This is a genomic window from Cellulomonas persica, from assembly GCF_007989825.1.
Lineage (GTDB): Bacteria > Actinomycetota > Actinomycetes > Actinomycetales > Cellulomonadaceae > Cellulomonas > Cellulomonas persica.
Genome location: NZ_BJUA01000001.1, coordinates 319,140 through 344,675, shown reverse-complemented (window position 1 = coordinate 344,675; position 25,536 = coordinate 319,140). Strand labels below are relative to the sequence as shown.

At 74.4% G+C, this 25,536-nt stretch carries 25 protein-coding genes; 11 read left to right on the top strand and 14 right to left on the bottom strand.

Translation table 11 applies throughout. From position 1 onward, the window contains the following. The first annotated feature begins 22 nt into the window (after positions 1–22). Positions 23–1,132 carry a branched-chain amino acid aminotransferase gene (locus CPE01_RS01595; protein ID WP_146804871.1) on the top strand — a complete coding sequence of 370 codons (1,110 nt, stop codon included), beginning with the start codon at positions 23–25 and terminating at the stop codon, positions 1,130–1,132. Between the two features lie 213 nt (positions 1,133–1,345). Here the strand turns inward: CPE01_RS01595 and CPE01_RS01590 are convergent, their stop codons facing one another. Further along, positions 1,346–1,951 carry a DUF6069 family protein gene (locus CPE01_RS01590; RefSeq protein ID WP_246783657.1) on the bottom strand — a complete coding sequence of 202 codons (606 nt, stop codon included), beginning with the start codon at positions 1,949–1,951 and terminating at the stop codon, positions 1,346–1,348. Between the two features lie 467 nt (positions 1,952–2,418). Here CPE01_RS01590 and cimA point away from each other — a divergent pair, with 467 nt between their 5' ends. The 3 genes from cimA to lplAB all read left to right on the top strand — a co-directional run bounded on the left by cimA (position 2,419) and on the right by lplAB (position 6,343). Beyond that, complete coding sequence (gene cimA, locus CPE01_RS01585) at positions 2,419–4,017, top strand: citramalate synthase (RefSeq protein WP_146804948.1); 1,599 nt, start codon at positions 2,419–2,421, stop codon at positions 4,015–4,017. A gap of 152 nt (positions 4,018–4,169) precedes the next feature. Then, positions 4,170–5,069 (top strand): sensor domain-containing protein, encoded by a 900-nt coding sequence (locus tag CPE01_RS01580; RefSeq protein ID WP_146804870.1) that lies wholly within the window; start codon positions 4,170–4,172, stop codon positions 5,067–5,069. Positions 5,070–5,266: 197 nt separating this feature from the next. After that, positions 5,267–6,343, top strand: coding sequence for a lipoate-protein ligase LplAB (lplAB, locus tag CPE01_RS01575; RefSeq protein ID WP_146804947.1), 1,077 nt, complete (start codon positions 5,267–5,269; stop codon positions 6,341–6,343). A 74-nt stretch (positions 6,344–6,417) separates the two neighbouring features. Here the strand turns inward: lplAB and CPE01_RS01570 are convergent, their stop codons facing one another. The 3 genes from CPE01_RS01570 to CPE01_RS01560 all read right to left on the bottom strand — a co-directional run bounded on the left by CPE01_RS01570 (position 6,418) and on the right by CPE01_RS01560 (position 8,202). Then, on the bottom strand, positions 6,418–6,789 hold the full coding sequence (locus CPE01_RS01570; protein ID WP_146804869.1) for a DUF202 domain-containing protein: 372 nt from the start codon (positions 6,787–6,789) through the stop codon (positions 6,418–6,420). After that, a complete protein-coding gene (locus CPE01_RS01565) occupies positions 6,786–7,157 on the bottom strand; it encodes a YidH family protein (protein ID WP_146804868.1) in 372 nt (123 codons plus the stop codon). Before CPE01_RS01565 ends, CPE01_RS01570 begins: the two co-directional genes overlap by 4 nt. 292 nt (positions 7,158–7,449) lie before the next feature. After that, the gene (locus CPE01_RS01560) at positions 7,450–8,202 is read right to left on the bottom strand and encodes a YggS family pyridoxal phosphate-dependent enzyme (RefSeq protein WP_146804867.1); all 753 of its coding nucleotides are present in this window, start codon (positions 8,200–8,202) and stop codon (positions 7,450–7,452) included. 111 nt (positions 8,203–8,313) lie between these two features. Here CPE01_RS01560 and CPE01_RS01555 point away from each other — a divergent pair, with 111 nt between their 5' ends. Further along, positions 8,314–8,724 (top strand): YccF domain-containing protein, encoded by a 411-nt coding sequence (locus tag CPE01_RS01555; protein ID WP_146804866.1) that lies wholly within the window; start codon positions 8,314–8,316, stop codon positions 8,722–8,724. 54 nt (positions 8,725–8,778) lie between these two features. Here the strand turns inward: CPE01_RS01555 and ybaK are convergent, their stop codons facing one another. The 4 genes from ybaK to CPE01_RS01535 form a co-directional block, all read right to left on the bottom strand. After that, entirely contained in the window at positions 8,779–9,279 is a 501-nt protein-coding gene (ybaK, locus tag CPE01_RS01550; protein WP_146804865.1) for a Cys-tRNA(Pro) deacylase, read from the bottom strand. Positions 9,280–9,344: 65 nt separating this feature from the next. Next, positions 9,345–9,902 (bottom strand): VIT1/CCC1 transporter family protein, encoded by a 558-nt coding sequence (locus tag CPE01_RS01545; protein WP_146804864.1) that lies wholly within the window; start codon positions 9,900–9,902, stop codon positions 9,345–9,347. A 136-nt stretch (positions 9,903–10,038) separates the two neighbouring features. After that, positions 10,039–12,597: a DEAD/DEAH box helicase gene (locus CPE01_RS01540; RefSeq protein WP_146804863.1), complete on the bottom strand. Its 2,559-nt coding sequence runs from the start codon at positions 12,595–12,597 to the stop codon at positions 10,039–10,041. Positions 12,598–12,619: 22 nt separating this feature from the next. Then, the gene (locus tag CPE01_RS01535; protein WP_146804862.1) at positions 12,620–13,192 is read right to left on the bottom strand and encodes a hypothetical protein; all 573 of its coding nucleotides are present in this window, start codon (positions 13,190–13,192) and stop codon (positions 12,620–12,622) included. A 122-nt stretch (positions 13,193–13,314) separates the two neighbouring features. Here CPE01_RS01535 and CPE01_RS01530 point away from each other — a divergent pair, with 122 nt between their 5' ends. Together CPE01_RS01530 and CPE01_RS01525 are read left to right on the top strand one after the other, a co-directional pair. Next, complete coding sequence (locus tag CPE01_RS01530; protein WP_146804861.1) at positions 13,315–14,049, top strand: glutamine amidotransferase; 735 nt, start codon at positions 13,315–13,317, stop codon at positions 14,047–14,049. Between the two features lie 73 nt (positions 14,050–14,122). Further along, positions 14,123–15,604: a dihydrolipoyl dehydrogenase family protein gene (locus tag CPE01_RS01525; RefSeq protein ID WP_371861964.1), complete on the top strand. Its 1,482-nt coding sequence runs from the start codon at positions 14,123–14,125 to the stop codon at positions 15,602–15,604. 29 nt (positions 15,605–15,633) lie between these two features. Here CPE01_RS01525 and CPE01_RS01520 read toward each other — a convergent pair whose 3' ends face one another. The 3 genes from CPE01_RS01520 to CPE01_RS01510 form a co-directional block, all read right to left on the bottom strand. Next, positions 15,634–16,635 carry a glycine betaine ABC transporter substrate-binding protein gene (locus CPE01_RS01520; RefSeq protein WP_246783656.1) on the bottom strand — a complete coding sequence of 334 codons (1,002 nt, stop codon included), beginning with the start codon at positions 16,633–16,635 and terminating at the stop codon, positions 15,634–15,636. Between the two features lie 74 nt (positions 16,636–16,709). Further along, positions 16,710–17,474 (bottom strand): ABC transporter permease, encoded by a 765-nt coding sequence (locus CPE01_RS01515; RefSeq protein ID WP_146804859.1) that lies wholly within the window; start codon positions 17,472–17,474, stop codon positions 16,710–16,712. A 58-nt stretch (positions 17,475–17,532) separates the two neighbouring features. Next, positions 17,533–18,219, bottom strand: a complete 687-nt coding sequence (locus tag CPE01_RS01510; RefSeq protein WP_146804858.1) for an ABC transporter permease — start codon at positions 18,217–18,219, stop codon at positions 17,533–17,535. Between the two features lie 165 nt (positions 18,220–18,384). Between CPE01_RS01510 and CPE01_RS01505 the strand changes: the two genes are divergently transcribed. Continuing rightward, positions 18,385–19,398 carry an ABC transporter ATP-binding protein gene (locus tag CPE01_RS01505; protein ID WP_146804857.1) on the top strand — a complete coding sequence of 338 codons (1,014 nt, stop codon included), beginning with the start codon at positions 18,385–18,387 and terminating at the stop codon, positions 19,396–19,398. Between the two features lie 74 nt (positions 19,399–19,472). Beyond that, positions 19,473–20,369 carry an oxygenase MpaB family protein gene (locus tag CPE01_RS01500; RefSeq protein ID WP_146804856.1) on the top strand — a complete coding sequence of 299 codons (897 nt, stop codon included), beginning with the start codon at positions 19,473–19,475 and terminating at the stop codon, positions 20,367–20,369. A gap of 30 nt (positions 20,370–20,399) precedes the next feature. Here the strand turns inward: CPE01_RS01500 and CPE01_RS01495 are convergent, their stop codons facing one another. Continuing rightward, positions 20,400–21,989: an aspartate:alanine exchanger family transporter gene (locus tag CPE01_RS01495; protein WP_146804855.1), complete on the bottom strand. Its 1,590-nt coding sequence runs from the start codon at positions 21,987–21,989 to the stop codon at positions 20,400–20,402. An 86-nt stretch (positions 21,990–22,075) separates the two neighbouring features. Beyond that, a complete protein-coding gene (locus CPE01_RS01490; RefSeq protein WP_371861963.1) occupies positions 22,076–23,029 on the bottom strand; it encodes a 3-methyladenine DNA glycosylase in 954 nt (317 codons plus the stop codon). Positions 23,030–23,104: 75 nt separating this feature from the next. Between CPE01_RS01490 and CPE01_RS01485 the strand changes: the two genes are divergently transcribed. After that, entirely contained in the window at positions 23,105–23,518 is a 414-nt protein-coding gene (locus tag CPE01_RS01485; RefSeq protein ID WP_307723664.1) for a DUF1304 domain-containing protein, read from the top strand. Positions 23,519–23,536: 18 nt separating this feature from the next. Here CPE01_RS01485 and CPE01_RS01480 read toward each other — a convergent pair whose 3' ends face one another. Beyond that, on the bottom strand, positions 23,537–24,580 hold the full coding sequence (locus CPE01_RS01480) for a heparan-alpha-glucosaminide N-acetyltransferase domain-containing protein (RefSeq protein WP_146804854.1): 1,044 nt from the start codon (positions 24,578–24,580) through the stop codon (positions 23,537–23,539). Between the two features lie 128 nt (positions 24,581–24,708). Between CPE01_RS01480 and CPE01_RS01475 the strand changes: the two genes are divergently transcribed. Further along, the gene (locus CPE01_RS01475; RefSeq protein WP_146804853.1) at positions 24,709–25,524 is read left to right on the top strand and encodes a methyltransferase domain-containing protein; all 816 of its coding nucleotides are present in this window, start codon (positions 24,709–24,711) and stop codon (positions 25,522–25,524) included. The last annotated feature ends 12 nt before the right edge of the window (positions 25,525–25,536 follow it).

Sequence of the window (25,536 nt, the reverse complement as noted above, 5' to 3'; positions counted from 1 at the left end):
GCCCAGGTGAAAGGCCCCTTTCATGAGCACCGTCGCTTCCTCCACGTCCGCCGACCTCTTCGAGGTGCACGCGACGACGAACCCCGTGCCCGACGCCGAGCGCGCCGAGCTGCTGGCCGCGCCCAAGTTCGGCACGGTCTTCACGGACCACATGGCCCGCATCTCGTACTCGCAGTCGCAGGGCTGGCACCACCGGCGGGTCGAGCCCTACGGCCCGCTGCAGCTCGACCCCGCGACCGCCGTGCTGCACTACGGCCAGGAGATCTTCGAGGGTCTCAAGGCGTACCGGCACGCCGACGGCTCGGTGTGGACGTTCCGCCCGCACGCCAACGCCGCGCGGTTCGCGCGCTCGGCCGAGCGGCTCGCGCTGCCGCAGCTGCCCGAGGCGGACTTCCTCGGCTCGATCGAGGCGCTCGTGCGCACCGACGCCGCGTGGATCCCCACGGGCGAGGAGACGAGCCTGTACCTGCGCCCGTTCATGTACGCCTCGGAGTCGTTCCTCGGGGTGCGGCCGTCGCTCGAGGTCGAGTACCTCGTCATCGCCTCGCCCGTGGGCCCGTACTTCTCGGGCGGCGTGAAGCCCGTCTCGATCTGGGTCGACCAGGACTACCACCGTGCCGGTGCGGGTGGCACGGGCGCGGCGAAGTGCGGCGGCAACTACGCCGCGAGCCTGCTGCCGCAGCAGAGCGCGTACGAGCACGGCTGCGAGCAGGTCTGCTTCCTCGACGCGTCGACGAACACCTACCTCGAGGAGCTCGGGGGCATGAACGTCGTCGTCGTGCACGCCGACGGCTCGGTGGTGACGCCGCCGACCTCGGGCTCGATCCTCGAGGGCGTGACGCGGTCGTCGATCCTGCGGCTGCTGAGCGACGCGGGCCACGAGGTCGACGAGCGTCCCGTGGCGCTCGCCGACCTGCGCGCGGGTCTCGCGGACGGGTCGATCACCGAGGTGTTCGCATGCGGCACGGCGGCGGTGATCACGCCGATCGGCCGGCTCAAGGGCACCGACTTCGACCTGACGGTCGCCGACGGCGAGGCCGGCCCGGTCACGACGCGCACGCGCGCCGAGCTCACCGACATCCAGTACGGCCGCGCGGCCGACCGCCACGGCTGGCTGCACCGCCTGGTCTGAGCCTGCCTGAGCCGCCGGTCCGCACCGGCCGGTCCGAGGCCCGGGACGACGACGAAGGGGACGCTCCGAGCGGGGCGTCCCCTTCGTCGTGCTGGACGGCGTGCGCGACCACGCGGCGGGACGAGGCGGCGCGGCGAGATGGCGGGAACCAGGCGGCGGGAACCAGGCGGCGGAAACCAGACGGGGAACAGGCGGCCAGACGCCGCCGGTGCGTCAGGTCGAGACCACCGCCGTCGTGCGCGTGAGCACCCCGGCCAGCAGGGACCAGATCGCGACGCCGACGAGGAGGTTGACCAGCCCCGTGCACAGCGCGGACGTCACGTCGTCGGTCCACGTGAGCGGCAGGAGCGCCACCACGACGATGGCGAGCGCCATGATCCAGCCGAAGAACGCGCGCGGGCGGGGCGTCGAGACGACGAGCAGGTGCAGGAGGGCGGCGGCGGCGAGCGCAGCGACGAAGCCGCCGAGCGCGTACGCGAGGTAGTCGTCGTCGACGCCCGCCGGGTCGTGCACGACGAGGTCGACGTCGAGGATCGACTGCAGCACGAGCACACCGACGACCCCGACGAGCGCGGCGACGAGCGCCGTCGCGAGGGCACCGCCCCAGAAGGGCCCGGCGCGCAGCACGATGCGTGACTGCGGCGGTGGTGGGGACCCCGGCGCCCATGCGGGCGGCACCGCGGCCGCAGGAGTGGCGGACGGGACGACGACCGGGGGAGGCGCCGACGAGGCGGGCACGCCCGACGGGGTCGCTGCGGGTGGCAGCGGACGGGTGACCGGCTGGCGCTCGGGCGGGGTGTCGGGGGGCAGTGCGCTCACGCGGGCCTCCAGGGGTGCGGACGACGGATGTCGTCGTCCGTTCACGCTAGTGACCTGGGCGCCGACCGCATCTCGAGCGGTGCCCGCGCGCGAGCCGACGGGGCTCACGCGCGGCGCCCTCGTACCCCCGACGACGTCCGAGGGGTGGAACCAGGCGCGCCAGGCGTGACCGCACCGGGTGGCGTGTGTCACCATGGCGGCATGTCCCCGTGGACCTCGATTATCGACTAGCGCGTCAGCACACCCGCTGACGCGCAGACCTCCCGTACCCCGGGGGGTCTTTTTGTTGGTGCGGGTCCGTCTCACGAGGACACCCCCGCACCCGCACGAGGCCCAGCAGCACGCGTCCCGAGCACTCCGCACGCCCCGAAGAGAGCACCACCGTGAACGCAGCGACTCCCGAAGCGAACCTCGACCAGCGCGTCGACGTCGCGCTCCCGCACCTCGCGGGCGCGCCGGCCGGCACCCTGCAGGTCTACGACACGACGCTGCGCGACGGCGCCCAGCAGGAGGGGATCGCGCTGTCGGTCGCCGACAAGCTGGCGATCGCCGCGCTGCTCGACGAGCTCGGCGTCGGGTTCATCGAGGGCGGCTGGCCCGGCGCGGTGCCCAAGGACACCGAGTTCTTCAAGCGCGCCGCCAAGGAGCTCGACCTGCGCAACGCCGAGCTCGCGGCGTTCGGCTCGACCCGCAAGGCCGGGGCGCGCGCGTCGCAGGACCCGCAGGTGCGCGCGCTGCTCGACTCGGAGGCCCCGGTCGTCGCCCTCGTCGCCAAGAGCGACATCCGGCACGCCGAGCGCGCGCTGCGCACCACGGGCGAGGAGAACCTCGCGATGATCGCCGACACGGTCTCGTTCCTCGTGGCCGAGGGGCGAAGGGTCGTCGTCGACGCCGAGCACTTCTTCGACGGCTACCGCTACGACGCCGCGTACGCGCGCGCCGCGGTCACGACCGCGTTCGAGGCCGGAGCGCAGGTCGTCGCACTGTGCGACACGAACGGTGGCATGGTCCCCGCGTGGGTGTCGCAGATCGTCGCGGAGGTGCGGGACTCGCTCGGTCCCGACGCCGTGCTCGGGATGCACGCGCACAACGACTCGGGCTGCGCGGTCGCCAACACGCTCGCGGCCGTCGAGGCCGGGTGCGCGCACGTGCAGGGGACGGTGAACGGCTACGGCGAGCGCACCGGCAACGCGGACCTGCTCGCGGTCGTCGCGAACCTCGAGCTCAAGTACGGCCTGCCCGTGCTCGGGCGCGACGAGGACGGCACGTCGCGGCTCACCGAGCTCACCCACATCGCGCACGCGATCAGCGAGATCACGAACATCTCGCCGTTCGCCCGCTCGCCGTACGTGGGCGCGAGCGCGTTCGCGCACAAGGCCGGCCTGCACGCGTCGGCGATCCGCGTCGACCCGGACCTCTACCAGCACATCGACCCCGCGCGGATCGGCAACGACATGCGCATGCTCGTCTCCGACATGGCGGGGCGTGCGTCCATCGAGCTCAAGGGCCGCGAGCTCGGCTTCGACCTGTCGCAGAGCCCCGACGTCCTCTCGCGGGTGACCGACCGGGTCAAGGACGCCGAGGCGCGTGGCTACACCTACGAGGCCGCCGACGCGTCGTTCGAGCTCATGCTCGTCGAGGAGATCGAGGGCAAGCGGCCGCAGTACTTCAGCGTCGAGTCCTGGCGGACCATCGTCGAGCGAGTCGGGGGCCGCGGGACACCCGCGAACGCCGAGGCGACCGTCAAGCTGCACGCGGGCGGCGAGCGGATCGTCACCACGGGCGAGGGCAACGGCCCCGTGAACGCGCTCGACCACGCGCTGCGCCGGGCGCTCGTCGGCGTCTACCCCGAGCTCGAGTCGTTCGAGCTCATCGACTTCAAGGTGCGCATCCTCGACTCGATGCACGGCACGGACGCCGTGACGCGCGTGCTCATCGAGCTCACCGACGGTCAGACCGTGTGGCAGACCGTGGGTGTGGGTCCGAACCTGCTCGAGGCGTCCTGGGAGGCGCTGACCGACGGGACGATCTGGGGCCTGCGCAACCGCGGGGTCGTGCCGCGTTGATGTCTCGACCGCGAGGGCGATAGCGGTCGACCGCGAACGGGCCTAGCCTCGGACACGACGACCACCGTCGGTCGACCCGGGACCCCCTCCCGGCCGGTCCCGGGTCGCCGCAGCGAGCACGCCTGCGGATCAGGCACGAGGAGAGGACGCGCGTGACGAGCACCGAGCCGGCCGGTTCCGGCGGGGCGGGTTCGCCTGACGCGTCGCAGGACTCGCCCGACCGCCGCTGGTGGTGGGTCGTGGCGATCGTCGTCGTCGCGGCCGTCGCCGCCGTGCTGCTCATCGTCCAGCCCTGGGCCGACCACGAGACGGAGCCGATCGTCGACGCGACCATGACCACCCCCACGCCCACGCCGACCCCGACGACCGCCGCACCGACGGTCGCGCCGAGCCTGACGGCCACGCCCTCGCCGCCGCCCGTGCCGGGGGCGGACGCCCTGTTCGACGACGAGACCGTCACGTCGCTGTTCGTGCGCAAGCCCGCGCTCGAGGAGGCCGTGCCCGCCGCGGCGGACGGCGTCGAGACGGGGATCGCGGTTGGCGAGCTGCCCTGGGGCCTGCCGGAGGGCTCGTCGGTGGAGCCTGCCGAGTGCACGGTCGCGCGCACCGTCGTCGCGACCGCACCGCCGGGCTACGTCGCGCGGTCGCTCGTCAACGACGAGGTGGACTTCACCCAGGAGCTCACGCGGCTCGCCGACGCCACCGCCGCGCAGGACGCGTTCCGCGACCTCGTCACCACGATCGACGGCTGCCCCACGTACTCCCAGGTCAACCCCGGGACCGACGGGGGGACGTGGACCGCGGAGCCCGCGATCGAGGGCCAGGGCGTCTTCCCGGCGATCGTGCAGGAGGTCCTGCACAGCGCCGAGGGCACCTCGGCGCCGGCCTACCGCGGCCACATGCTCGTCGGGAACGTCATCGTGACGTGGACCGCGACCGCCACCGCCGGCGGGGACGACGTCCCGGCACTGCTCGCGAGCCTCGGCACCCCCGAGTCGCTGTCGACGATGGTGCAGGAGCGCGCGCAGGCGGCGGTCGCCGACCTGAGCTGACGGGCGGGTCCGGCAGGTGCGCGCCGACGCGTCGGCTCCGACGCGCGCCGGGGAGGGTCCGCCCCGCTGCGTCGGTGCCGCGTCCGCCCGCGCCTAGGCTGGGCGCCGTGAGCGACACGCACGACGAGCAGCACCACCACGAGCAGCACCACGACGAGCAGCACCATGACCGTCGGCCGCACGACGAGCAGGGGCCCCTGCACGGCGAGTACAAGGTGCCGGGCGGCAAGCTCGTCACGGTCGACCTCGCGACGCGCGACGGCGTGCTCGCGCACGTGCGCGTCGCCGGTGACTTCTTCCTCGAGCCCGACGACGCGCTCGTCGAGATCGACGCCGCGCTCACCGGCCTGCCGGTCGACACGACCACGTCGCGCCTCGCGGACGCGATCCGTGAGCACCTCGCCGCCGCGCAGGATGCCGGCCGACTGATCGGGCCGGTCGCGATGATCGGGTTCGACGAGCGCGCGGTCGCGGTCGCGGTGCGTCGCGCGCTGGGCCGCTCGACGTCGTGGGAGGACCACTCGTTCGAGGTGATCCGGCCCGGCCCGTTCCCGCCTGCGCTGCACACCGCACTCGACCAGGTGCTCACCGAGGAGCTCGCGGCGGGGCGTCGCGGCCCGACGCTGCGGTTCTGGGACTGGGAGGAGCCCGCGGTGGTCATCGGCTCGTTCCAGTCGCTGCGCAACGAGGTCGACCTCGAGGCGGCCGAGCGCTACGGCATCACGGTCGTGCGTCGCATCTCGGGCGGTGGCGCGATGTTCATGGAGGCGGGCAACTGCATCACGTTCTCGCTCGTCGTGCCCGGCTCGCTCGTCGACGGGATGTCGTTCGAGGAGTCGTACGCGTTCCTCAACCAGTGGGTGCTGGGCGCGCTCGCGGACGTCGGCGTCACCGCGACGCTCTCGGGCCTGAACGACATCTCGTCACCCGGCGGCAAGCTCGCGGGCTCGGCGCAGAAGCGCCTCGTCGGCGGCGCGGTGCTGCACCACGTGACGATGTCGTACGACATCGACGCCGCGAAGATGCTCGAGGTCCTGCGCATCGGCCGCGAGAAGGTGTCCGACAAGGGCACGCGCAGCGCGGCCAAGCGCGTCGACCCGGTCCGCTCACAGACCCAGATGCCGCGCGAGGCGGTCATCGACGCGTTCGAGGCGCACTTCCGCGCGCGCTACCCGAGCGTGACGGGCGAGCTGCGTCCCGAGGAGCTCGAGCGCGCCGAGCAGCTGCGCGTGCGCAAGTTCGCCGACCCGGCCTGGACCGCACGCGTGCCGTAGCCGGTCCCCGGTGCAGGAGGGCCCGTGCGGCGGGGTGGCCCGGCGGGTGGTGCGGCGGGGGCGTCCGGCAGGCGTCAGCCCGCCAGGACGACGACGAGGGCCGCGACGCCGACGAGCGCCGTGCCGGCCGCCACGACGCCGACGAGCCCGCCGCCCTGGGCCTGCGCCGGGCTGAGCCCCGTCGCGACGTGCGGGTCGGTCGGGCCGTCCGGCGCGTGGCGCGGTGCCCGGGGCCGCGGCGGTCCGACGAGGCGTCGCCAAGCCGCTCGCGTGACGAGCGCCGACGCCGTCAGCCCGGCGGCGGCGACGAGCCACGACGCGGGCCCGACGACGTCCTGCAGGAGCCGCCCAGCCGCGACCGACCCGGCCGCGAGGCCCAGCGCGGTGCGCCGCCACGCGAGCCGCGTGCGCTCGAGCGCGAGACCTGCCGGGCGGTCGGCGGTCACCGGACGACCAGCCCGAGGAGCACCAGGACCCCGGCGGCGGCCACGCCGGCCACCAGGATCACGAAGCCGACAGGTGCCGGCAGCCGGGCGTCGGTGCGCATCGACCGCTCGGCGCGCGCCCAGCCCCACCAGCCGAGCAGTGGGGCCAGCGCCCCGAGCATCACGAGCAGCACCGAGGCGGCCAGCCGCAGCCGCTCCTCGATCGGCAGATCGAGCGCCTCGAGCGCGACGCCCGCGGCGAGCAGCGCGAGCGCCGTGCGCACCCACGCGAGGAACGTGCGCTCGTTGGCGAGGGAGAACCGCGCGTCGGGCTCGACGCCCTGGCGGTACACCCAGGCGGGCAGCCGCCGGTCGCGTTCGTCGCTCACACGCCCATTGTGACGTGCGACGGGGCGGTGCCGGACCGACAGGAGGTCACCGGAGGCCGCGTCATCCGCCCCGCCCGGTATCTCGGCGTGAGCTCCCGGCCCCTGACGTGCAGGTGTCGACGACCAGACGACACAGACAGGACGACGGGCGGCCGGATCGCCGCCTGGGCACCGATGGAGGACGCGTGGCGCACGAGAGCCTGACCCTGGACCGCGAGCTGCGGCGCATGGCCGTGCTGCACGCGCGCGAGATCGCTGCGCTGCGCCGGGCCAGTTCGCCCCGCCTGCGCCCTCAGCGACCCGTGGCCGCCGGACGGCTGCCGAACACCGCCGTGCCGACGCGCACCGTGGTCGAGCCGCAGGCGATCGCGAGCTCGAGGTCGCCGCTCATGCCCATCGACAGCCCGCACGCGCTCGCGGTGCCCGGCGCCCCGCTCGCGACGACGTCGTCGCGCACCTCGCGCAGCCGGTCGTAGCCGGCCGCGACCACGCGGTCGTCGTCCGAGCGGGCGCCGATCGTCATGAAGCCGACGACCCGCAGGCCCTCCAGGGCGCCCACCTCCACCGCGAGCCGCACGGCCTCGTGCGGGGCGACCCCCTGCTTCGTCGGCTCGCCCGAGACGTTGACCTGCAGCATGACGTCGAGCGGGACGTCGCGCGCGGCCGCGCGGACCGCGAGGCGCCGGGCGAGGTCGACGGACGCGACCGACTCGACGCACGACACCCAGCGCAGCGCCGCGTTGACCTTGTTGGACTGCAGCGGCCCGATCATGTGCCACGAGGGCGCGAGGTCCACCAGGTCGGGTGCCTTCGCGACGAGCTCCTGGACCTTGCTCTCGCCGAGCAGCACGGGACGCAGTGACGGGTCGGCCGCGCGGGCGCGCTCATCGGCCTGCAGCGCGGCGCGCGTCGCCGCCGTGGTCTGCGCCTTCGAGGCGAGCAGGAGCGTCACGTCGCCGGGGTCCCGGCCGGCCGCCTCGCACGCCCGGGTGACGCGGGCGCGCACCGCCGCGAGCGGTGCGTCGAGCTGGACGTCGGCCTCCACGACCCAGCAACCTAACGGACCCTGCCCCGTGCCGACGAACGGTCCACGGACGCGGGGCGCGCGCCGCGTCCGCCCTGGTGCGGGTGCACGTCGCGTGGCACGGTGTGGTCCGTGAAGACGCTGCTCAACCTGATCTGGCTGGTCCTGGCGGGGTTCTGGCTCGCGCTCGGGTACGTGGTCGCGGGCATCATCTGCTGCCTGCTCATCGTCACGATCCCGTTCGGTATCGCCTCGTTCCGGATCGCGGGGTACGCGCTGTGGCCGTTCGGGCGCACGGTCGTCGACAAGCCCACCGCCGGCGCGTGGTCCGTCATCGGCAACGTCATCTGGATCGTCGTCGCGGGGATCTGGCTCGCGATCGAGCACCTCGTCACGGCGATCGCGCTGTTCGTGACGATCATCGGGATCCCGCTGGCGATCGCCAACCTCAAGATGATCCCGATCTCGCTCATGCCGCTCGGCAAGCAGATCGTGCCGTCGGAGCGTGGGTTCGCCGCCTACGGGGGACCGGACCGGGGCTGAGCGCGCCCGCCACCCGGTCCACCCGGACGACGGGCCTCGGATCCGTCCGGGCGGTCAGTCCTTGGCGATGTCGGCGACCGTCGCGGACGTGAGCCGCACGAGGTCGTCGGGCGCGAGCTCGACGTCGAGCCCGCGCCGACCCCCCGAGACGAACACGGTGTCGAACAGCCACACGGTCTCGTCGACGACGGTGGGGTGCGCCTGACGCTGCCCGAGCGGGGAGATGCCGCCGACGACGTACCCCGTCGCGCGCTCGGCGTCGGGCTTCGGGGCCATCGCTGCCTTCTTGCCGCCCGCGGCGGCGGCGAGCGCCTTGAGGTCGAGCTGACCGGTCACAGGCACCACCGCGACCGTGAGCGCCCCGTCGACCACCGTCATGAGGGTCTTGAAGACCTGCTCGGGCGGCACACCGAGGACCTGCGCCGCCTCGAGGCCGTAGCCGACGTCGGAGGCGGGGTCGAGCTCGTACGGGTGCGCGGTGTGCGGGACGCCCGCCTGCGTCAGCGCGACGAGCGCGGGGGTGCCGGTCGGTGCGTGCTTGGCGTTCTTGGCCACGCGCGCAAGCCTAGGACGGCCGAGGTGGGTGCCGGGACGCGCGTCCTCGGTCCGTCGGGGTGCCGCTAGACCGCGAGCCCGACCGCCGCGCCGATCACGTAGGTGATCACCATCGCGAGCGACCCGCCGACGACGTTGCGCCGCACGGCGGGCCGCACGGGCGCGCCGCCGACGCGTGCGCTGACCGCCCCGGTCACGACGAGTGCGGCGACGACCGCGACGAACACCGCCGGCACGATCGCCGGCCCCCACGGCAGGAGCGCCACGAGGACCGGCACGATGCCGCCGACGAGGAACGCCCCGAGCGAGGCCACCGCCGCGTGCCACGGGTTGACGAGGTCCTCGTCCGCGACCTGCCCCGCACGCTCGGCGTCACGCTGCGAGCTGACCGAGACGTACTCGCCCGCCGCCATCGACAGGGCACCGGCCACGAGTCCGGCGATCCCGGCCGTGAGGATCGCGGTCGAGCCGGGCGTCGCACCGGCCACGCCGACGACGATCGCGGCGACCGAGACGATGCCGTCGTTCGCGCCCAGGACACCCGCGCGCAGGCCGTTGAGGCGGGCGCCGTCGACCGGGTCGTCCGACTGCCGGGGGTGCAGGAGCGTCGTCAGGACGGTCATGCCGTCACCGTAGGCACGTTCTGACGGCCTGTCATCGTTGGAAAGGCTGGCCTGACCTGCGCAAACGCAGGATTGCCTACCCTTGCTCCACGCTCCGGCACGGCCCGTCGGGCGGGCCGCCGACGCCGCCGCCGGCTCAGAGCGGACCGACCGCCACGACCCGCAGGACGACCTCGGAGAGCTCGTCCGAGGCCGGCAGGTCGACGACCGCGTCGATGCGCCAGTCGTGGTCGCCCTCCGGGTCGTCGAGCAGCTGACGCACGCGCCACGTCGTCGGACTCGTCGTGACCTGGAACAACGCGGGTCCGCGCGCGGGCGCTCCCGTGAGGATCTCGTCGTGGTCGTCGTAGAACGGGTCCAGCGCCTGCGACCAACGGTCGGCCGTCCACGGCTCGTCGTCCTCGTCGCGGTCACCGAGCGCCGCGAGCGCGCCGTACTGCTCACGCGCGGCGAGCTCGACGCGGCGGAACAACGCACCGCGGACGAGTGCGCGGAACACCCGCGGGTTCTCGGTGATCGGCTCGGGCGTGTCGTCGTCGACCCCACCCGGCGCGTCGGCGCCGGGCTCGTCGAGCGGGTTGGCGAGGCGCTCCCACTCGTCCAGCAGGCTCGAGTCCGTGCGGCGCACCAGGTCGCCGAGCCACTCGACGACCTCCCACAGCTCCTCGGTGCGCGCGTCGTCCGGGACGGTCTGACGCAGCGCCCGGTAGGCGTCCGCCAGGTAGCGCAGCAGCACGCCCTCGGTGCGGTCGAGCGTGTAGAGGCTGACGTACTCCGCGAACGTCGCGGCGCGCTCGTGCATCTCGCGGACCACCGACTTGGGGGAGAGCTCGAGGTCGGCGACCCACGGGTTCGTCGTGCGGTACGTCGCGAACGCGGCCGAGAGCAGGTCGGCGAGGGGGCGCGGGTAGGTGACGTCCTCGAGCAGCGCCATGCGCTCGTCGTAGTCCAGGCCGTCGGCCTTCATCGCGGCGACGGCCTCGCCGCGCGCCTTGTTCTCCTGCGCCGCGAGCACCTGCCGCGGGTCGTCGAGCGTGGCCTCGAGCACCGAGACGACGTCGTGCGCGTACGCGGGGTCCGTGCGGTCGAGCAGCTCGAGGGCCGCGTACGCGAACGGCGACAGCGCCTGGTTGAGCGCGAAGTTGGCGGGCAGGTCGTGCGTGAGCCGCACCGTCCGGCGACGGCCCTTCGGCGCCGAGGCGTCGTCGACCCACACCCGCTCGACCACCCCGGCCGCGCGGAGCGAGCGGTACACCGCCACCGCCTGACGCACGTGGCGTCCGCGCGCACCCTCGGGCTCGTGGTTGTCGGCCAGCAGCCGGGTCATCGCGACCACCGGGTCCTCACCCTTGGCGCCGCGCGCGAGGACGTGCAGGACCATCGCGTGCGTGACCGCGAAGCTGCTGGTCAGCGGCTCGGGCGGCGCGTCGCGCAGGCGCTCGAACGTCTTGTCGGTCCAGTTCACGTGCCCGCTGGGCGCCTGCTTGCGCACGATCTTCTTGAGCTTGCGCGGGTCGTCGCCCGCGCGCTCGAGCGCCTTGCGGTTCTCGATGACGTGCTCGGGCGCCATGACGACGACCTCGCCGACCGTGTCGAAGCCCGCGCGCCCGGCCCGCCCCGCGATCTGGTGGAACTCGCGCGCCGACAGGTGCCGCATGCGCTGACCGTCGTACTTGACCAGGCTCGTCAGCACGACCGTGCGGATCGGCACGTTGATGCCGACGCCGAGCGTGTCCGTGCCGCACACCACCGGCAGCAGGCCGCGCTGCGTCAGGCGCTCGACGACCCGGCGGTACTTGGGCAGCATCCCCGCGTGGTGCACGCCTACGCCGTGCCGCAGCAGGCGCGAGAGCGTCTTGCCGAAGCCCGGCCCGAACCGGAACGCACCCAGCTCGGCCGCGATCGCGTCGCGCTGCTCGCGGCTCGTCAGGTGCGCCGACAGCAGCGACTGCGCGCGCTCGACGGCCTCCTTCTGCGTGAAGTGCACGACGTACACCGGTGCGCGCCGGGTCCGGACCAGCTCGTCGAGCACGTCGTGCAGCGGCTCGACGACGTACGAGAAGGTCAACGGCACCGGGCGCTCGGCGTTGGTGATGACGGCGACCTCGCCGCCCGTGCGACGGCGCAGGTCGTCGGCGAAGAACGTGACGTCGCCGAGCGTCGCCGACATGAGGACGAACTGCGCGTGCGGCAGCTCGAGCAGCGGGACCTGCCACGCCCACCCGCGCTGCGGGTCGGAGTAGAAGTGGAACTCGTCCATCACCACCTGACGCGCGTCCGCGTCCGCACCGTCGCGCAGCGCGAGGTTGGCGAGGATCTCGGCGGTGCAGCAGATGATCGGTGCGTCCGGGTTGACCGCCGAGTCGCCCGTCATCATGCCGACGTTCTGCGAGCCGAATGCCGCCACCAGCGCGAAGAACTTCTCGCTGACCAGGGCCTTCAGCGGCGCGGTGTAGAACGTCCGCCGGCCCTGCGCGAGCGCGACGAAGTGCGCCGCGGTCGCGACGAGGGACTTGCCGGAGCCCGTCGGCGTCGACAGGATCACGTGGCTGCCCGTGACCAGCTCGAGGAGTGACTCCTCCTGGTGCGGGTAGAGCGTCAGGCCCTGCTCGGCCGCCCACCCCGTGAAGGCCTCGTAGAGCGCGTCGGGGTCGGTGGGATCGGCCGGGATCCGGTCGGCGAGAGTGGCGGGCACCGCCCGATCCTCCCATCCGCCGTCAGGACCAGCGCCACCCCGCCATGACGGCCTCGACCTCGGCGAGGTGCGGCGCCGACCCGTCGTGCAGGTAGCCGACCCCGAAGATCGCGCCGTCGCGCTCGACGACCCACTCGGTGACCGTGCTGCGGCCGACCACGTACTCGAACCGGATCGACGCCCCGAGCGGCGAGGTCACCCGCACGGGCGCGCCCCGCAGCGGGTAGTTCGCGGCGTCGCTCGCGTCGCTCGCCCGGATGCCGTGCGCCTGACGCTCGGCGAGCAGCTCGGCCAGGTGGCCGACCTCGTCGACCGACCCGAAGCAGGTCAGCAGGAGCCCGTCGTCGTCGAGCATCGTGGTCGCGCTGTCGGCGTCCGTCCACCGCATCGGGGTGGGCACGTTCGTCGTGTAGCCCGGGCACACGCCCGGGGGCCCTGTGTAGGTCTCGGTCAGGCTGACCTCGGCCCGCCCGAGGACCTCGGACGCGAGCGCGCCGTCGTCCGGTCGGCTCAGCTGCCAGCCCGCGACGACGATGCCGCCCAGGGCCGCCACCAGGGCGGCGCCGATCACCGCGGGCACCGTCACGCGTGCCATGCCGTCACCCCGTCTCGTCCTCGTCGGCCCCACGGCGAGGCTGGCAGACCGGATGCCCGCGCGCCACGACCCGCGTCCGCCGTCACCCGGACGGACGCGGCCGGCGGGGATAGCGTCGTGACATGAAGCCGTTCGTGCTCCTGGCTTCGCGCGCCGAGGACGCCGCCGCGGACGACGAGTACGCCCAGGTGCTGCGGTTCGGGGGGCTGGACGAGGGGTCGCTGGTCCGCGTCCGGATGGAGGCCGGGCCGATGCCCGAGCTCGACCTCGACGCGATCAGCGGGATCGTCGTGGGCGGGAGCCCGTTCGACGCGAGCGCCCCCGCGGACCGCAAGTCCGCCGTGCAGGTGCGGGTCGAACGCGAGATGGCTGCGCTGCTCGACCGGGTCGTCCCGCGCGACCTGCCGTTCCTCGGCGCGTGCTACGGCGTCGGGACGCTCGGCACGCACCAGGGCGGCGTCATCGACCGCACGTACGCCGAGCCGATCAGCGCGGTGCGAATCACGCTCACACCCGAGGGTCGCCGTGACCCGCTGCTGGCCGACGTGCCCGACGAGTTCGACGCGTTCGTCGGGCACAAGGAGGCGTGCCGCGTCCTGCCGCCCACCGCGACCCTCCTCGCGAGCTCGGCCACGTGCCCCGTCCAGATGTTCCGGGTGCGGCGCAACCTGTACGCGACGCAGTTCCACCCCGAGCTCGACGTGGCCGGGATCTCCGCGCGCATCCGGATCTACGGCGGCTACGGCTACTACGAGCCCGGGGAGCAGGAGTACGTGCTGGCCGGGGTCGCGTCGGCGGACGTGTGGGCGCCGCCGCGCATCCTCGCGGCCTTCGTCGACCGGTACGCGCGCCGCTGACACGTCCCCGACGTGCTCGCCGCGCGAACCCGCGGCGCACGAGGTGGTGCGTGACGTGTCCGGAGGCGCAAGCATGGCGACGGGACCGGTCGACCCGGCCGGCACGGACACGGGAGAACCCATGGTGCAGGCGCAGCGGACGTTCGACGTGGTGGTGCTCGGCGGCGGAGCGGTCGGCGAGAACGCCGCGGACCGCGCCTCACGCACCGGGCTGCAGGTCGCTCTCGTCGAGGGCGCGCTCGTCGGCGGGGAGTGCTCGTACTGGGCGTGCATGCCGTCCAAGGCCCTGCTGCGACCAGGCGCGGCGCGCGACGCCGCGCGGCGCACCCCGGGCGTCGCCGACCCGGGCGACCTCGACGTCGCCGCCGTGCTCGCGCGACGCGACGAGATCACCAACCGGTGGGACGACTCCTCGCAGGCCGACTGGGTCGCGAGCGCCGGGCTCACGCTCCTGCGCGGGCACGCACGGTTCACCGGACCCCGCGCCCTCGTCGTCGAGTCCGACGAGGGGAGCCTGCCCGTCGAGGCGCGTCGTGCCGTGATCGTCGCGACCGGCTCGCAGCCGACGATCCCGCCCGTCGAGGGCCTCGCCGACGCCCGCCCCTGGACCAGCCGCGACGCGACGTCCGCGCGGCACGTGCCCGCCCGGCTCGTGGTGCTCGGCGGCGGGGTCGTGGCGTGCGAGCTCGCGACCGCGTTCGCGAGCCTCGGTAGCGACGTGACGGTGCTCGTGCGCGGGCAGCGCCCGCTCGCCGGGGCCGAGCCGTTCGCCGGCGAGGCAGTGCTCGACTCCCTGCGGTCGCGCGGCGTGCGCGTGGTCCTCGGGGCGCAGACGCGCTCGGTGCGACGTGACGACGACGGCGTGCGCGTCACGCTCGAGGACGAGGTGGTCACGGCCGACGAGCTCCTGGTGGCCACGGGGCGGCACCCGCGGACGGGGGACCTCGGCCTGGAGACGATCGGGTTGGAACCGGGCCGGCCGATCGACGTCGACGACGCGCTCGCGGTCCCGGACGTGCCGTGGCTGTTCGCGGTCGGCGACGTGACCGGGCGCACCGGCACGACGCACCAGGGCAAGTACGACGCGCGGGTCGCGGGCGACGTGGTCGCGGCGCGGTTCGGCTCCGACGACGCCGCGCGCGCAGCCGAGGCTGCGGCGGGTCCCTGGAGCCGGTACCGCGCGAGCGCCGACCACGCCGCGGTGCCCCAGGTCGTCTTCACCGATCCGGAGGTCGCCTGGGTGGGCCTGACCGAGCGCGCCGCCCGGGACGCCGGGCTCGACGTGCGCGTCGTGTCCTACGACCTCGCGAACCTGGCGGGAGCGAGCGTCATCTCCCCGGACTACGCCGGCCAGGCGCAGCTCGTCCTCGACACCGCGCGCGACGACGTGGTGGTCGGCGCGACGTTCGTCGGACCCGACGCCGCCGAGATGCTGCACGCCGCGACCGTCGCGGTGGTCGGCGAGCTGCCGCTGTCACGGCTGTGGCACGCCGTGCCGTCCTACCCGACGGTCAGCGAGGTCTGGCTCCGGTTCGCGGAGACGGCAGGCCTCTGAGGGCTCGGCCGGCCGGCCCCGCGGCTCGCTCAGCCGAGCGAGCCGTCGCTCGACAGCACCAGCCCGATGGCCGCCTCGCCCTTGCGCACGGCCTCACCGATCAGGGCGAAGTCGTAGGCGGTGAAGTCGGTGAACACCAGGCCGTAGGTCTCCTCGAGGCCAGGCTGGCAGAAGGGTCGCTCGGGGCACTCCGCGGGACCGGCGAGCGTCAGCCCGCCGCCGCACGCCTCGGCGAGCTCGGACAGCGTCGAGACGCCGTGCTCGTCGGCGAACTCCTGCGTGACCGCGAACGCGTTCTGGTCCTGCGCCGCGGACGCCGCTCCGACGACGAGGCCGCGCTCTGCCGCGAGCGGCTCGAGCGCCGCGACGGTCGCGTCGACGTCACCCGACGCGACCGGCTCGGCGTCCGCGCCGTTGACCGAGGCGTTGAGGAACTCGGCGAGCGTCGCCGCGTACTCGGGGACGGCGGCGAGCTCACCGGACTCGAGCGCCGGCAGGTACGTCTCGCGTGCCCCGATCTCCCGGACCTGCGCGTCGAAGCCGGCGGTGCGCAGCACCTCGGCGTAGATGTTCGCGAGGGTGCTGCTCTCCGAGAAGTTCGCGGCGCCGATCACGACGGACACGCCCTCGCCGGACTTCTCCTGTGCCGCCAGCCCCTCGTCCTTGACGAAGCCGTGCGCGACCTCGCTGGACGTCTGCCGGTCGATGTCGACGGCCTTGTTGAGCGCGATGAGCTTGTCCGTGTCGAGCGCGTCCGACACGGTGTCGAGCAGCGGCACGACGGTCGGGTTCGCCTCCGCGACCGAGGCGCTCACCGCCGGGATGACGTTGTCGGCGTTCTGCAGCGTCTTGTCGTCCTCGAGGACGACGAGCTTCTCGCCCGCCACGGGCTCGCAGGACGCGCCCGTGGCGGAGGTCTGCGTGGTCGGGTCGGCGACGCCTCCGCCCGAGCCGGGGTCACCGCACGCGGCGAGCGCGAGCAGGCAGGAGGCGAGGGACAGCACGGCGAGGCTCTTGCGGTTCGTGGGCACGGTGACTCCAGGGCGGCCGGTGAGCGGGACAGGACAGGAGGTCTGGTGGGCGTGCTGCGGGGCGGGCGGTGCGGTCATCGCGTGATCCCATTCGAACCGGGACCGCGCGCCGTGGCAACAGCGGGGACGGGGTCGGCGGCGGTCAGCCCACGCCGGGGGCGCCGGCCCCGCCCCGCGGCTTCTCGTACGCCCCTCGGGGTCACGGTGCGCTGGGCGAGCGCGAGGAGACCCTCGGCGACGAGGCACAGCGCGGCGACGAGCAGACCGCCGGCGAGCACCTGTCCGTACCGCTGTGTCGCGAAACCGGACACGACGACCGACCCGAGGCTGCGGCCACCGACGAGCGCCGCGAGCGGCACGGTCGCGAGCACCTGGACCACCGCGGTGCGCACGCCCGCGGCGACGAGCGGCACCGCGAGCGGGAGCTCGACGAGCCAGAGCCGTCGCGGCCCGCTCATCCCGAGGCCGCGCGCCGCGTCGAGCACGTCCCGGTCGACGCCGGCCAGCCCGGTGACGGTGTTGGTGAGCAGCGGTGGGACGGCGAACACCGCACACGCGAGCACGGTCGCGGTGTTGCCGAACAGTCCGGCCGAGGCCAGCAGCGTGAGCAGGGCGAGCGTCGGCAGCGCGCGCGTCGTGTTCGCCACGACCACGCCGAGCGTCCCGCCGCGCCGCGCGTGCCCGAGCGCGACGCCCGCGGGCAGGGCGACCGCCGCCGCCAGCAGCACGGCGACCAGCGTCACCTGGACGTGGGCGGCGGTCAGGGCGAGCACGCCGTTGCGTCCCGTCCAGTTGAGCGGGTCGTTGAGCCAGGCGAAGGCCTCCGTCAGCAGGTCCACACGCGCCCCCTCGTCCGGGCATCGGTCCGGCGCTCCGTGGGGCCGTCGACGCGGGGGCTCACGCGGCCGCCGCCTGCCGGTCGCGCGCGGAGCGCCAGGGGGTCAGCAGTCGCCCGACGAGCACGACGAGCAGGTCCGCGACCAGCGCGAGCAGCACGCACAGCACCGTCGCGGTCATGATCTCGGCGTGGTAGTCGCTGCGGAACCCGCGGAACATGAGCTGGCCGAGCCCGCCGTACCCGACGACCACCCCGACGGTCACGAGCGCGACCGTCGTCACCGTTGCGACGCGCACACCCGCGACGATGCTCGGCAGCGCCTGGGGCAGCTCGACCTGCAGCAGCATGCGCACGCGTCCGTAGCCCATGCCGCGGGCCGCGTCGGTCACGGCCGGGTCGACCCCCGCGAGCCCGACGAGGACGTTGCGCACGAGCACGAGCAGCGCGTACAGCACGAGCCCGATGAGCACGGTCGTGCGCCCGATCCCCGTGTACGGCGCGAGGAGCGCGAACAGCGCGAGCGACGGCACGGTGTACAGGACGCCCGCCGTCCCGACGACGGGCCCCGCGAGGCGCGGACGCAGGTGCGCGAGACCGGCCAGCGGCAGCGCGACGACGAGGGCCAGCACCACTGCCTGGACCGTGAGCGACACGTGCTGGGTCAGCGCACGCTCGATGTCGCCCCAGTTGCGCGCGACGTAGTCCCACGAGAACCACGGGTTCGGTGGTGCGTCGGTCGCGGACATGGGAGGCAACGTAGACCCGCCCTCCGACACGCGCCCGGCGAGCGTGCTCGCCGGCGCGAGCGGGTCCCGGCACGGTGCCCGCAGCCACGTTGACGACGGTGACCTGCGACGGCGACGCGAACGGGGCAGTCGCGGTTGTCGGTGCGCACCGTTAGCGTCCGACGCGTGAGCGACGAGTGGGCGATCCGGTTCGAGCACGCGGCGAAGTCGTACGCCGCGGGCTCGTCGTCGAGCGGCGGGGGACCGGCCGCGGTCGACGACCTCTCGCTCGACGTGCGCACGGGCGAGGTCCTCGTGCTCGTCGGCCCGTCGGGATGCGGCAAGTCGACCACGCTGCGCATGGTGAACCGGCTGGTCGAGCCGACCAGCGGGCGCGTGCTCGTCGAGGGCCGTGACGTCGCGGCGCTCGACGTCGTCGAGCTGCGGCGCCGCATCGGCTACGTGATCCAGAACGTGGGCCTGTTCCCGCACCGCACGGTCGCGCAGAACGTCGCGACCGTGCCCCGGCTGCTCGGCTGGGACCGCACGCGCACCCGCACCCGCGTCGCCGAGCTGCTCGAGCTCGTCGGGCTCGCCCCCGACCGGTACGCCCGCCGCTACCCGCACGAGCTGTCGGGCGGCGAGCGCCAGCGCGTCGGCGTGGCGCGCGCGCTCGCGACCGACCCGCCCGTCCTGCTCGTGGACGAGCCGTTCGGCGCGGTCGACCCGGTGGGTCGCCGCCGGCTCCAGGACGAGTTCGCGCGCATCCAGCGCGAGCTCGGCACCACCGTCATGCTCGTGACGCACGACATCGACGAGGCGGTGCGGATGGCGGGGCGCGTCGCCGTGATGAGCGCGGGCGGGCACGTCGAGCAGCTCGCGGCCCCGCTCGAGATCGTCGCCCGCCCCGCGACCCCGGCGGTCGCCGACCTCGTCGGCCGCGGCCGCACGGCTCGCCTCCTGGCCCTCGGACGCCTGCAGCGCGACGACCTGGACCCCGCGACCGTGGCGCAGCCCGACGCCCCCGTCGTACGGCTCGGCGACGAGCTCGGCGAGGTCCTCGACGTGCTCGCACGCGACGGCGTGACGAGCGCTACGGTGCACGCCGACGGCGTGCTCGTCGGCGCGGTCACGCCGGCCGCGGTGCTGTCGGCCCTGCGGCGTCTGGTCGGTCCGGAGTCCCTGGACGTCAGGACCTGAGGTACGGCAGGGGCCCGCTGGACGCCGGCGTCCCGCCGCGCGCGCCTGCGCGCACCCCGTCGCAGGATGGGGTGATGATCCTCGAGTCGTGGCGCACCCGCGTGGGCACCGCCCTGTTCCTGCGCGTGGCAGGTCCCGACGGTCTGGAGAGCCGCGAGCGCATCCACGGCACGCCCGGGCCACGGTGGTTCGCGCCCGACGCGGCGATCCGGCGCGTGCACGGCGACGCGTCGATGTTCGTCGGCGGCCTGCGCGCGCTGCTTCTGCAGTCCCTGCACCCGGCCGCGATGGCGGGCGTCGCGGGCCACTCGGGCTACCGCGGGGACCCGTGGGGCCGGCTGGCGCGCACGAGCACGTTCCTGGCGGTCACCGCGTTCGGCACCGCCGACGACGCGCAGGCGGCGGTCGACCGGGTCCGCGCGGTGCACGCGCGCGTGCGCGGCCGCACGCCCGACGGTGTGCCGTACCGCGCCGACGACCCCGAGCTGCTGCGCTGGGTGCACGTCGCGGAGGTCGACTCGTTCCTGCGCGCGCACCAGCAGTTCGGGCGGCGCCCGCTCGACGCGGCCGGCGCCGACGCGTACCTGCGAGACGCCGCGGTCGTCGGACGGGCGCTCGGTGCCGACGACCTGCCGGAGACGGTCCCGGACCTCGCCGCCGCTCTCGAGGGCTTCCGCCCGGCGCTCGCGGCCGGCGAGCAGGCGCGGGACACCGCGCGGTTCCTGCTCGACGAGCCGCCCGTGCCGTCGGCGATGCGGGCGGGCTACGCGCTGCTCAGCGGCGCGGCTGTCGCGACGCTGCCCGCGTGGGCTGTCGAGGAGCTCGGGCTGCGGCGCGTCGGGCGGGTACGCCGCGCGGCGGCGACCGCCGGTGGCCACGTGGTGACGCGCGGGATCCGGTTCGTGCTCGGCCCGGACGACGCGCGTCGCGTCTCGCGCGACCGGGACGCGCCCGCCCCGTCGCGCACCTGAGCGCCTGCCGCGGCCGGATCCGGAGCCGGCTCAGAGACCGCCGAGGATGCGCCCCACGACGATCTTGGTGATCATCGCCGCCGGGTAGACGAGCGCGTACCCGAGAGCCACGCGGGCGTCGTACTGCGTGCGTCCGTTGGCGAACGCGAGGATCGCCGGCTGGGTCTGGGCGCCGCCCATGATCCCGGACAGCCGCGTCCCGCCGACCTGGAACACGCGCCGCATGACGACGTACAGGCCGGTCGAGACGAAGCTCGTGACGACGACGCCGAGGACGAGGATCCGCAGCCACTCGCCCGACGTGAAGGCCGCGCCGATCTGGGCGCCGGCCCGCGAGCCGGCCTGCGCGAGGAAGATCAGCAGACCGAGCTCGGACATGGCCTGCGCAGCGGTGTAGGGCATCGCGGTCACCACCGGGCCGATGCGCCCGATCCTGCCGAGCACGAGCCCGACGAGCAGGGTGCCGAACGCGGAGCCGATCTTGAACTCGCCGCCCGCGACGGGGAACGGGATGGCGCCGAGCAGGATGCCGACCGTCATGCCGAGGCCCAGGACGACGGGCATGATGTCGGACAGCCCGCGCGAGGAGTCGCCGAACCACTTCGAGACCTCGGCCATGCGCTCGCGGGGCGCGATCACGCGGACGCGGTCGCCGAGCTGGATCTGCAGGTCGTCCGTGGCGACCATGTCGACGTCGCCGCGCCGCACGCGCGAGACCGTCGCGCCGAACCGGCCGACGAGGTCGAGCTCGGCCACGGTGCGTCCCGCGGCGTGCTCCGCGGACACGGTGATGCGCCGCACGTCGAGGTACATCCGGTCGGCTTCGAGCCGGTGCGACGACGCGTGGCCGAGCTCGCGCGTCACGGCGTCGATCTCGTCGCTGGGCCCGACGACGGTCACCAGGTCGTCGAGCAGCAGGAGGTCGGTGGCGTCGGCCGGGCGGATCGGGGACGTCTCGCCGTGCCGCACGCGGGAGAACTTGATGCGCTCACCGTGCAGCTCCTCGAGGTCCTGGATGCGCGGGCGGTCGGCGACCTCGACACGCACCGTGCGGCTCACGAGCGTCGGCGGCGCGTCCGCGTCCTTGTCCCGGTGCCGCAGCGCGACGGACACGGCGATCAGCATCCCGACGACCCCGAACAGGTAGGTCACGGCATAGCCGATGGTCGGGCCCGTGGCGTCGCCCGCGGCGTCGCGTGCCGCGGCGAGCGCGGGCGTGTTGGTCACGGCACCGGCCCACGACCCGGCGACCACCGCCTTGTCCAGGTGCAGCACGCTGCCGGTCCCGACGGCCAGGACCGCGCTGGCGACGAGCACGCCCGCGACCGCGAGGATCGGCCCGAGGCTGCGCCGCAGGGACGAGAAGAACGTCGCCCCGGACACGAGGCCGACGCAGAACGTGAACAGCGCGAGCCCGAGCGTGCCGATCTCCTCGGGGATCTCCAGGTGCGTCCCGTACGACGCGGACCAGGCCGCGACTCCGATCGACAGCAGGAGCACGGCGGCCGCGCCCAGCCCGACCCCCCGCACCTTGATGTGCCCGACGGCGGAACCCACGCCGATCACGACGAACAGGAGCAGCACGGGCTGCGCTGCGAGGAAGACGAAGACCTGGGACATCACTGCTCCGGGGTGCCGCAGGGCGCCGCCTGGTGGCGACGTTGCCGCACTCATTGAAGCGAACGTGTGATGACGAGGAATGGTCCCTAGGGCCCGGGTCGGCCGACCCGTCGACGAGGTCCGTGATCGGCCGCGTGCGGCGGTGCCTCGCTCCGCGCGGCGCCGCACGCCGCCAGGAGACGCGCGCGGAGGTCGCGCGACCGGACCGCGTAGTCGCGCTGCCGGCGGACGTACTCCGCCTTGCCGTCCGGGGTCTCGATCGCGACGGGCGCCAGGCCGTAGGACGACACGTCGTACGGCGAGGCCTCCATGTCGGTGCACCGGATCTCGCGCGCGAGCTCGAACGTGTCGAGCAGCAGGTCGCCGGGCACGAGCGGGCCCAGCTTGAGCGCCCACTTGTAGAGGTCCATGTTCGCGTGCAGGCACCCCGGCTGCTCGAGCGCCGGTTGCGTCTCGCGCGTGGGCTGCAGGGTGTTGCGGGGCGCGGCCTGCGGCGTGAAGAAGCGGAAGGCGTCGACGTGCGTGCACCGGATGCGGTGCCCCTCGACGACGGCGTCGGTGCCGTCCTGCCCGAGCCGCAGCGGCAGCGGGTGCCGGTGCGCGTCCTGGCGGTAGACCATCGCCCACTCGTGCAGCCCGAAGCAGCCGGTCGCGGCAGGGCGGGAGGCGGTGGCGCCGACGAGCTGCTCGACGTACGCGACGGTGCTGCCGCGGTCCGCGAGGAACGCCGCGACGTCGAGGTGCGTGCGACCCTCGTCGTCGACGGTGTACCAGCGCCACGCGGCGTGCGGGGCGGGGCCGTCGGGACCAGGCGCGAGCGCGACGCCCGCGCCGGGGTGCCAGCGGCGCAGCAGCGCGGGCTTGGTGGGGTAGTACTCGAACAGGAAGTCCTCGATCGCGTGCCGCTCCTGGCGGGAGCGGCGCTCGCGGTGACCGGCGGTGAACGCGTCCGCGCGCTCGGCGTGCGCGTGCGCCGACGCGGCCCACGTCTCGTGCGGGAGCACGACGAGCGCGGGGGCCTGGGCCTGCGGGGCGGTCACGCCTCCAGGGTACGGAGCCCACGCCCGGGGCCCGGCACGCCTCGGGTCCGTTGCCGAGGTGTGGGCAGACGCGACGTGCGTGTCGCTGGCATGCTGGCGGGCATGGTCGTCGTCGCCGCGGTTCTCGCGCTGCTGTCCGCGGTGCTGCACGTCGTGATCTTCGTGCTCGAGGCGGTGCTGTTCCGGCGCCCGGACGTGCACCGACGGTTCGCGACGAAGCCGCAGGACGTCGACGCGGTCGCGCCGTGGGCGTTCAACCAGGGCTTCTACAACCTGTTCCTCGCGATCGGTGCGGCCGCCGGCGCACTGCTCGCGCTCGGTGAGGGGACGCGCACGGTGGGCCTCGGGCTCGTGCTGCTCGCGTGCGGGTCGATGCTCGCGGCGGCGATCGTGCTGGCCGCCTCCGACCGCAGGATGCTGCGCGCCGCAGCCAACCAGGGGACGATCCCGCTGGTCACGGTGGTGGCCGCGGTCCTCGCGCTGGCCTGACCGTCGCCGACGCCGTGATCAGCCCGGTTCCCGGGCCTCGACCTCGCGCGGCACGAGCCGTTCGGCGACCGCGGTCGAGACGCCGTGCAGGACGCGTTCGAGCGGTCCGCGCCCCAGCCACGTGCGCCACCCCCAGCAGACCAGGGTCGTCGCGACGACGAACACGACCCACGACGTGACGAGCGGCTCCCAGACGATCTCGGGCCCGACCGCCGCGACGACGAGGATCTGCGTGGTGTACGCGGTGAACGCGAGCGCGCCGACCGCGGCGATCGGCGCGAGCAGGCGGGGCGCGCGCGGCGCGAGCGCGAGGCTGGCCGCGACGACGAGCAGCGCGACGCCCGTGTTGCCCGCGACCTCGAACGTCGTCGACGAGTGCGGCTGCGTCGAGGCGAGCGCGGCGTCGCCCACCGCGAGGCGGGCCACCCAGCCGCCGCCGTAGCCGACCACCGCGAGCACGGCGCCGACGAGTGCGGTGCGTCGCTGCACCGCACGTGACGCGAGGTCCCCGCGTCCGAGGGCGAGACCCGCCAGCAGGTAGGCGAACCAGACGAGCGCGGGGTAGTGCGGGCCGACGAGCAGGTCGCGCAGGTCGAGGCTCATGCCCGGCCCCTGCGGCCCGCCGCCGAGCGTGACCGCGTCCCGCACGAGCGGCCCGACGACAGCGAGGACCGCCGCCGCCACGACGAGCGCACGCACGGACCACCGCAGCACGAGACACCCGGCGAGGAACAGGACCGCGTAGGTCGGCAGGATCACGAGGATCGGGGTGTCGAGCGAGTCGAGCACCAGGCCGACGAGCAGCACGACGACCGCGCGGGCGGACACGCGGACGCGTGCGCGACGCAGGTCCCGACCGCTCACGGGCACCTGTCCACCGGACATGAGGGCGAGCGAGACCCCCGCGAGCACGACGAAGAGCGCCGACGAGCGTCCGTCGGCGAGCTCCAGCACACGGTCCGCGGGCGTGGTGCGCCCGGGCGCGTCGGGTCCGACGTGCGCCGTGACCATGCCGAGGACGGCCAGGCCGCGCGCGACGTCGATACCCGTGAGGCGCTGCACGCTCCGACCGTACGGCCGACGACGAGGGGCGCGGCGTCATCGTCGTGCGGCGTGGCCGGTGTCTCGCATGATGGGCCGCGGCGTCCCGTGCCTTGATCACCCCCGGGGTGCCGGGCCTACCCTCGCGTGTGAGCACCAGCAACGACGTCTACGTGCACGGGCACCACGAGTCCGTGCTGCGCTCCCACCGGTGGCGCACCGCGGAGAACTCCGCGGCCTACCTGCTCCCGGCGCTCGAGCCCGGGGCGCGCCTGCTGGACGTCGGCTGCGGCCCGGGCAACCTCACGATCGACCTCGCGCAGCGGGTCGCACCGGGCGCCGTCGTCGGGATCGACGCGTCGTCGGCGGTCGTCGAGATCGCGCGCAAGGCGGCGGCCGAGGCCGGCTCGCTCGACGTGACGTTCGAGGTCGCGGACGCCTACCACCTGCCGTTCGACGACGACTCGTTCGACGTGGTCCACGCGCACCAGGTGCTGCAGCACCTGACCGACCCGGTCGCGGCGCTGCGCGAGATGCGCCGCGTCGCCCGACCGGGCGGGATCGTCGCCGTCCGCGACTCCGACTACTCCGGCATGACCTGGTACCCCGCGTCCGCCGGGCTGGAGGAGTGGTCGGCGCTCTACCACGAGGTCACGCAGGCGAACGGCTCCGAGGCCGACGCCGGCCGGCGCCTGGTGAGCTGGGTGCGCGCCGCGGGGTTCGACCCCGAGGGCATCGCGCCGAGCGCCGGCGTGTGGTGCTACGCGACTCCCGAGGACCGCACGTGGTGGTCGGGCCTGTGGGCGGACCGCTGCGTCGCGTCGAACTTCGCCAAGCAGGCGATCGACCACGGCCTGGCCGACGAGGTGGGGCTCGAGCAGCTCGCCGACGCGTGGCACGAGTGGGGTCGCCAGCCCGACGGCTGGTTCGCGGTGCTGCACGGCGAGGTCGTCGCCCGCGCGTGACACGCCCGCAGC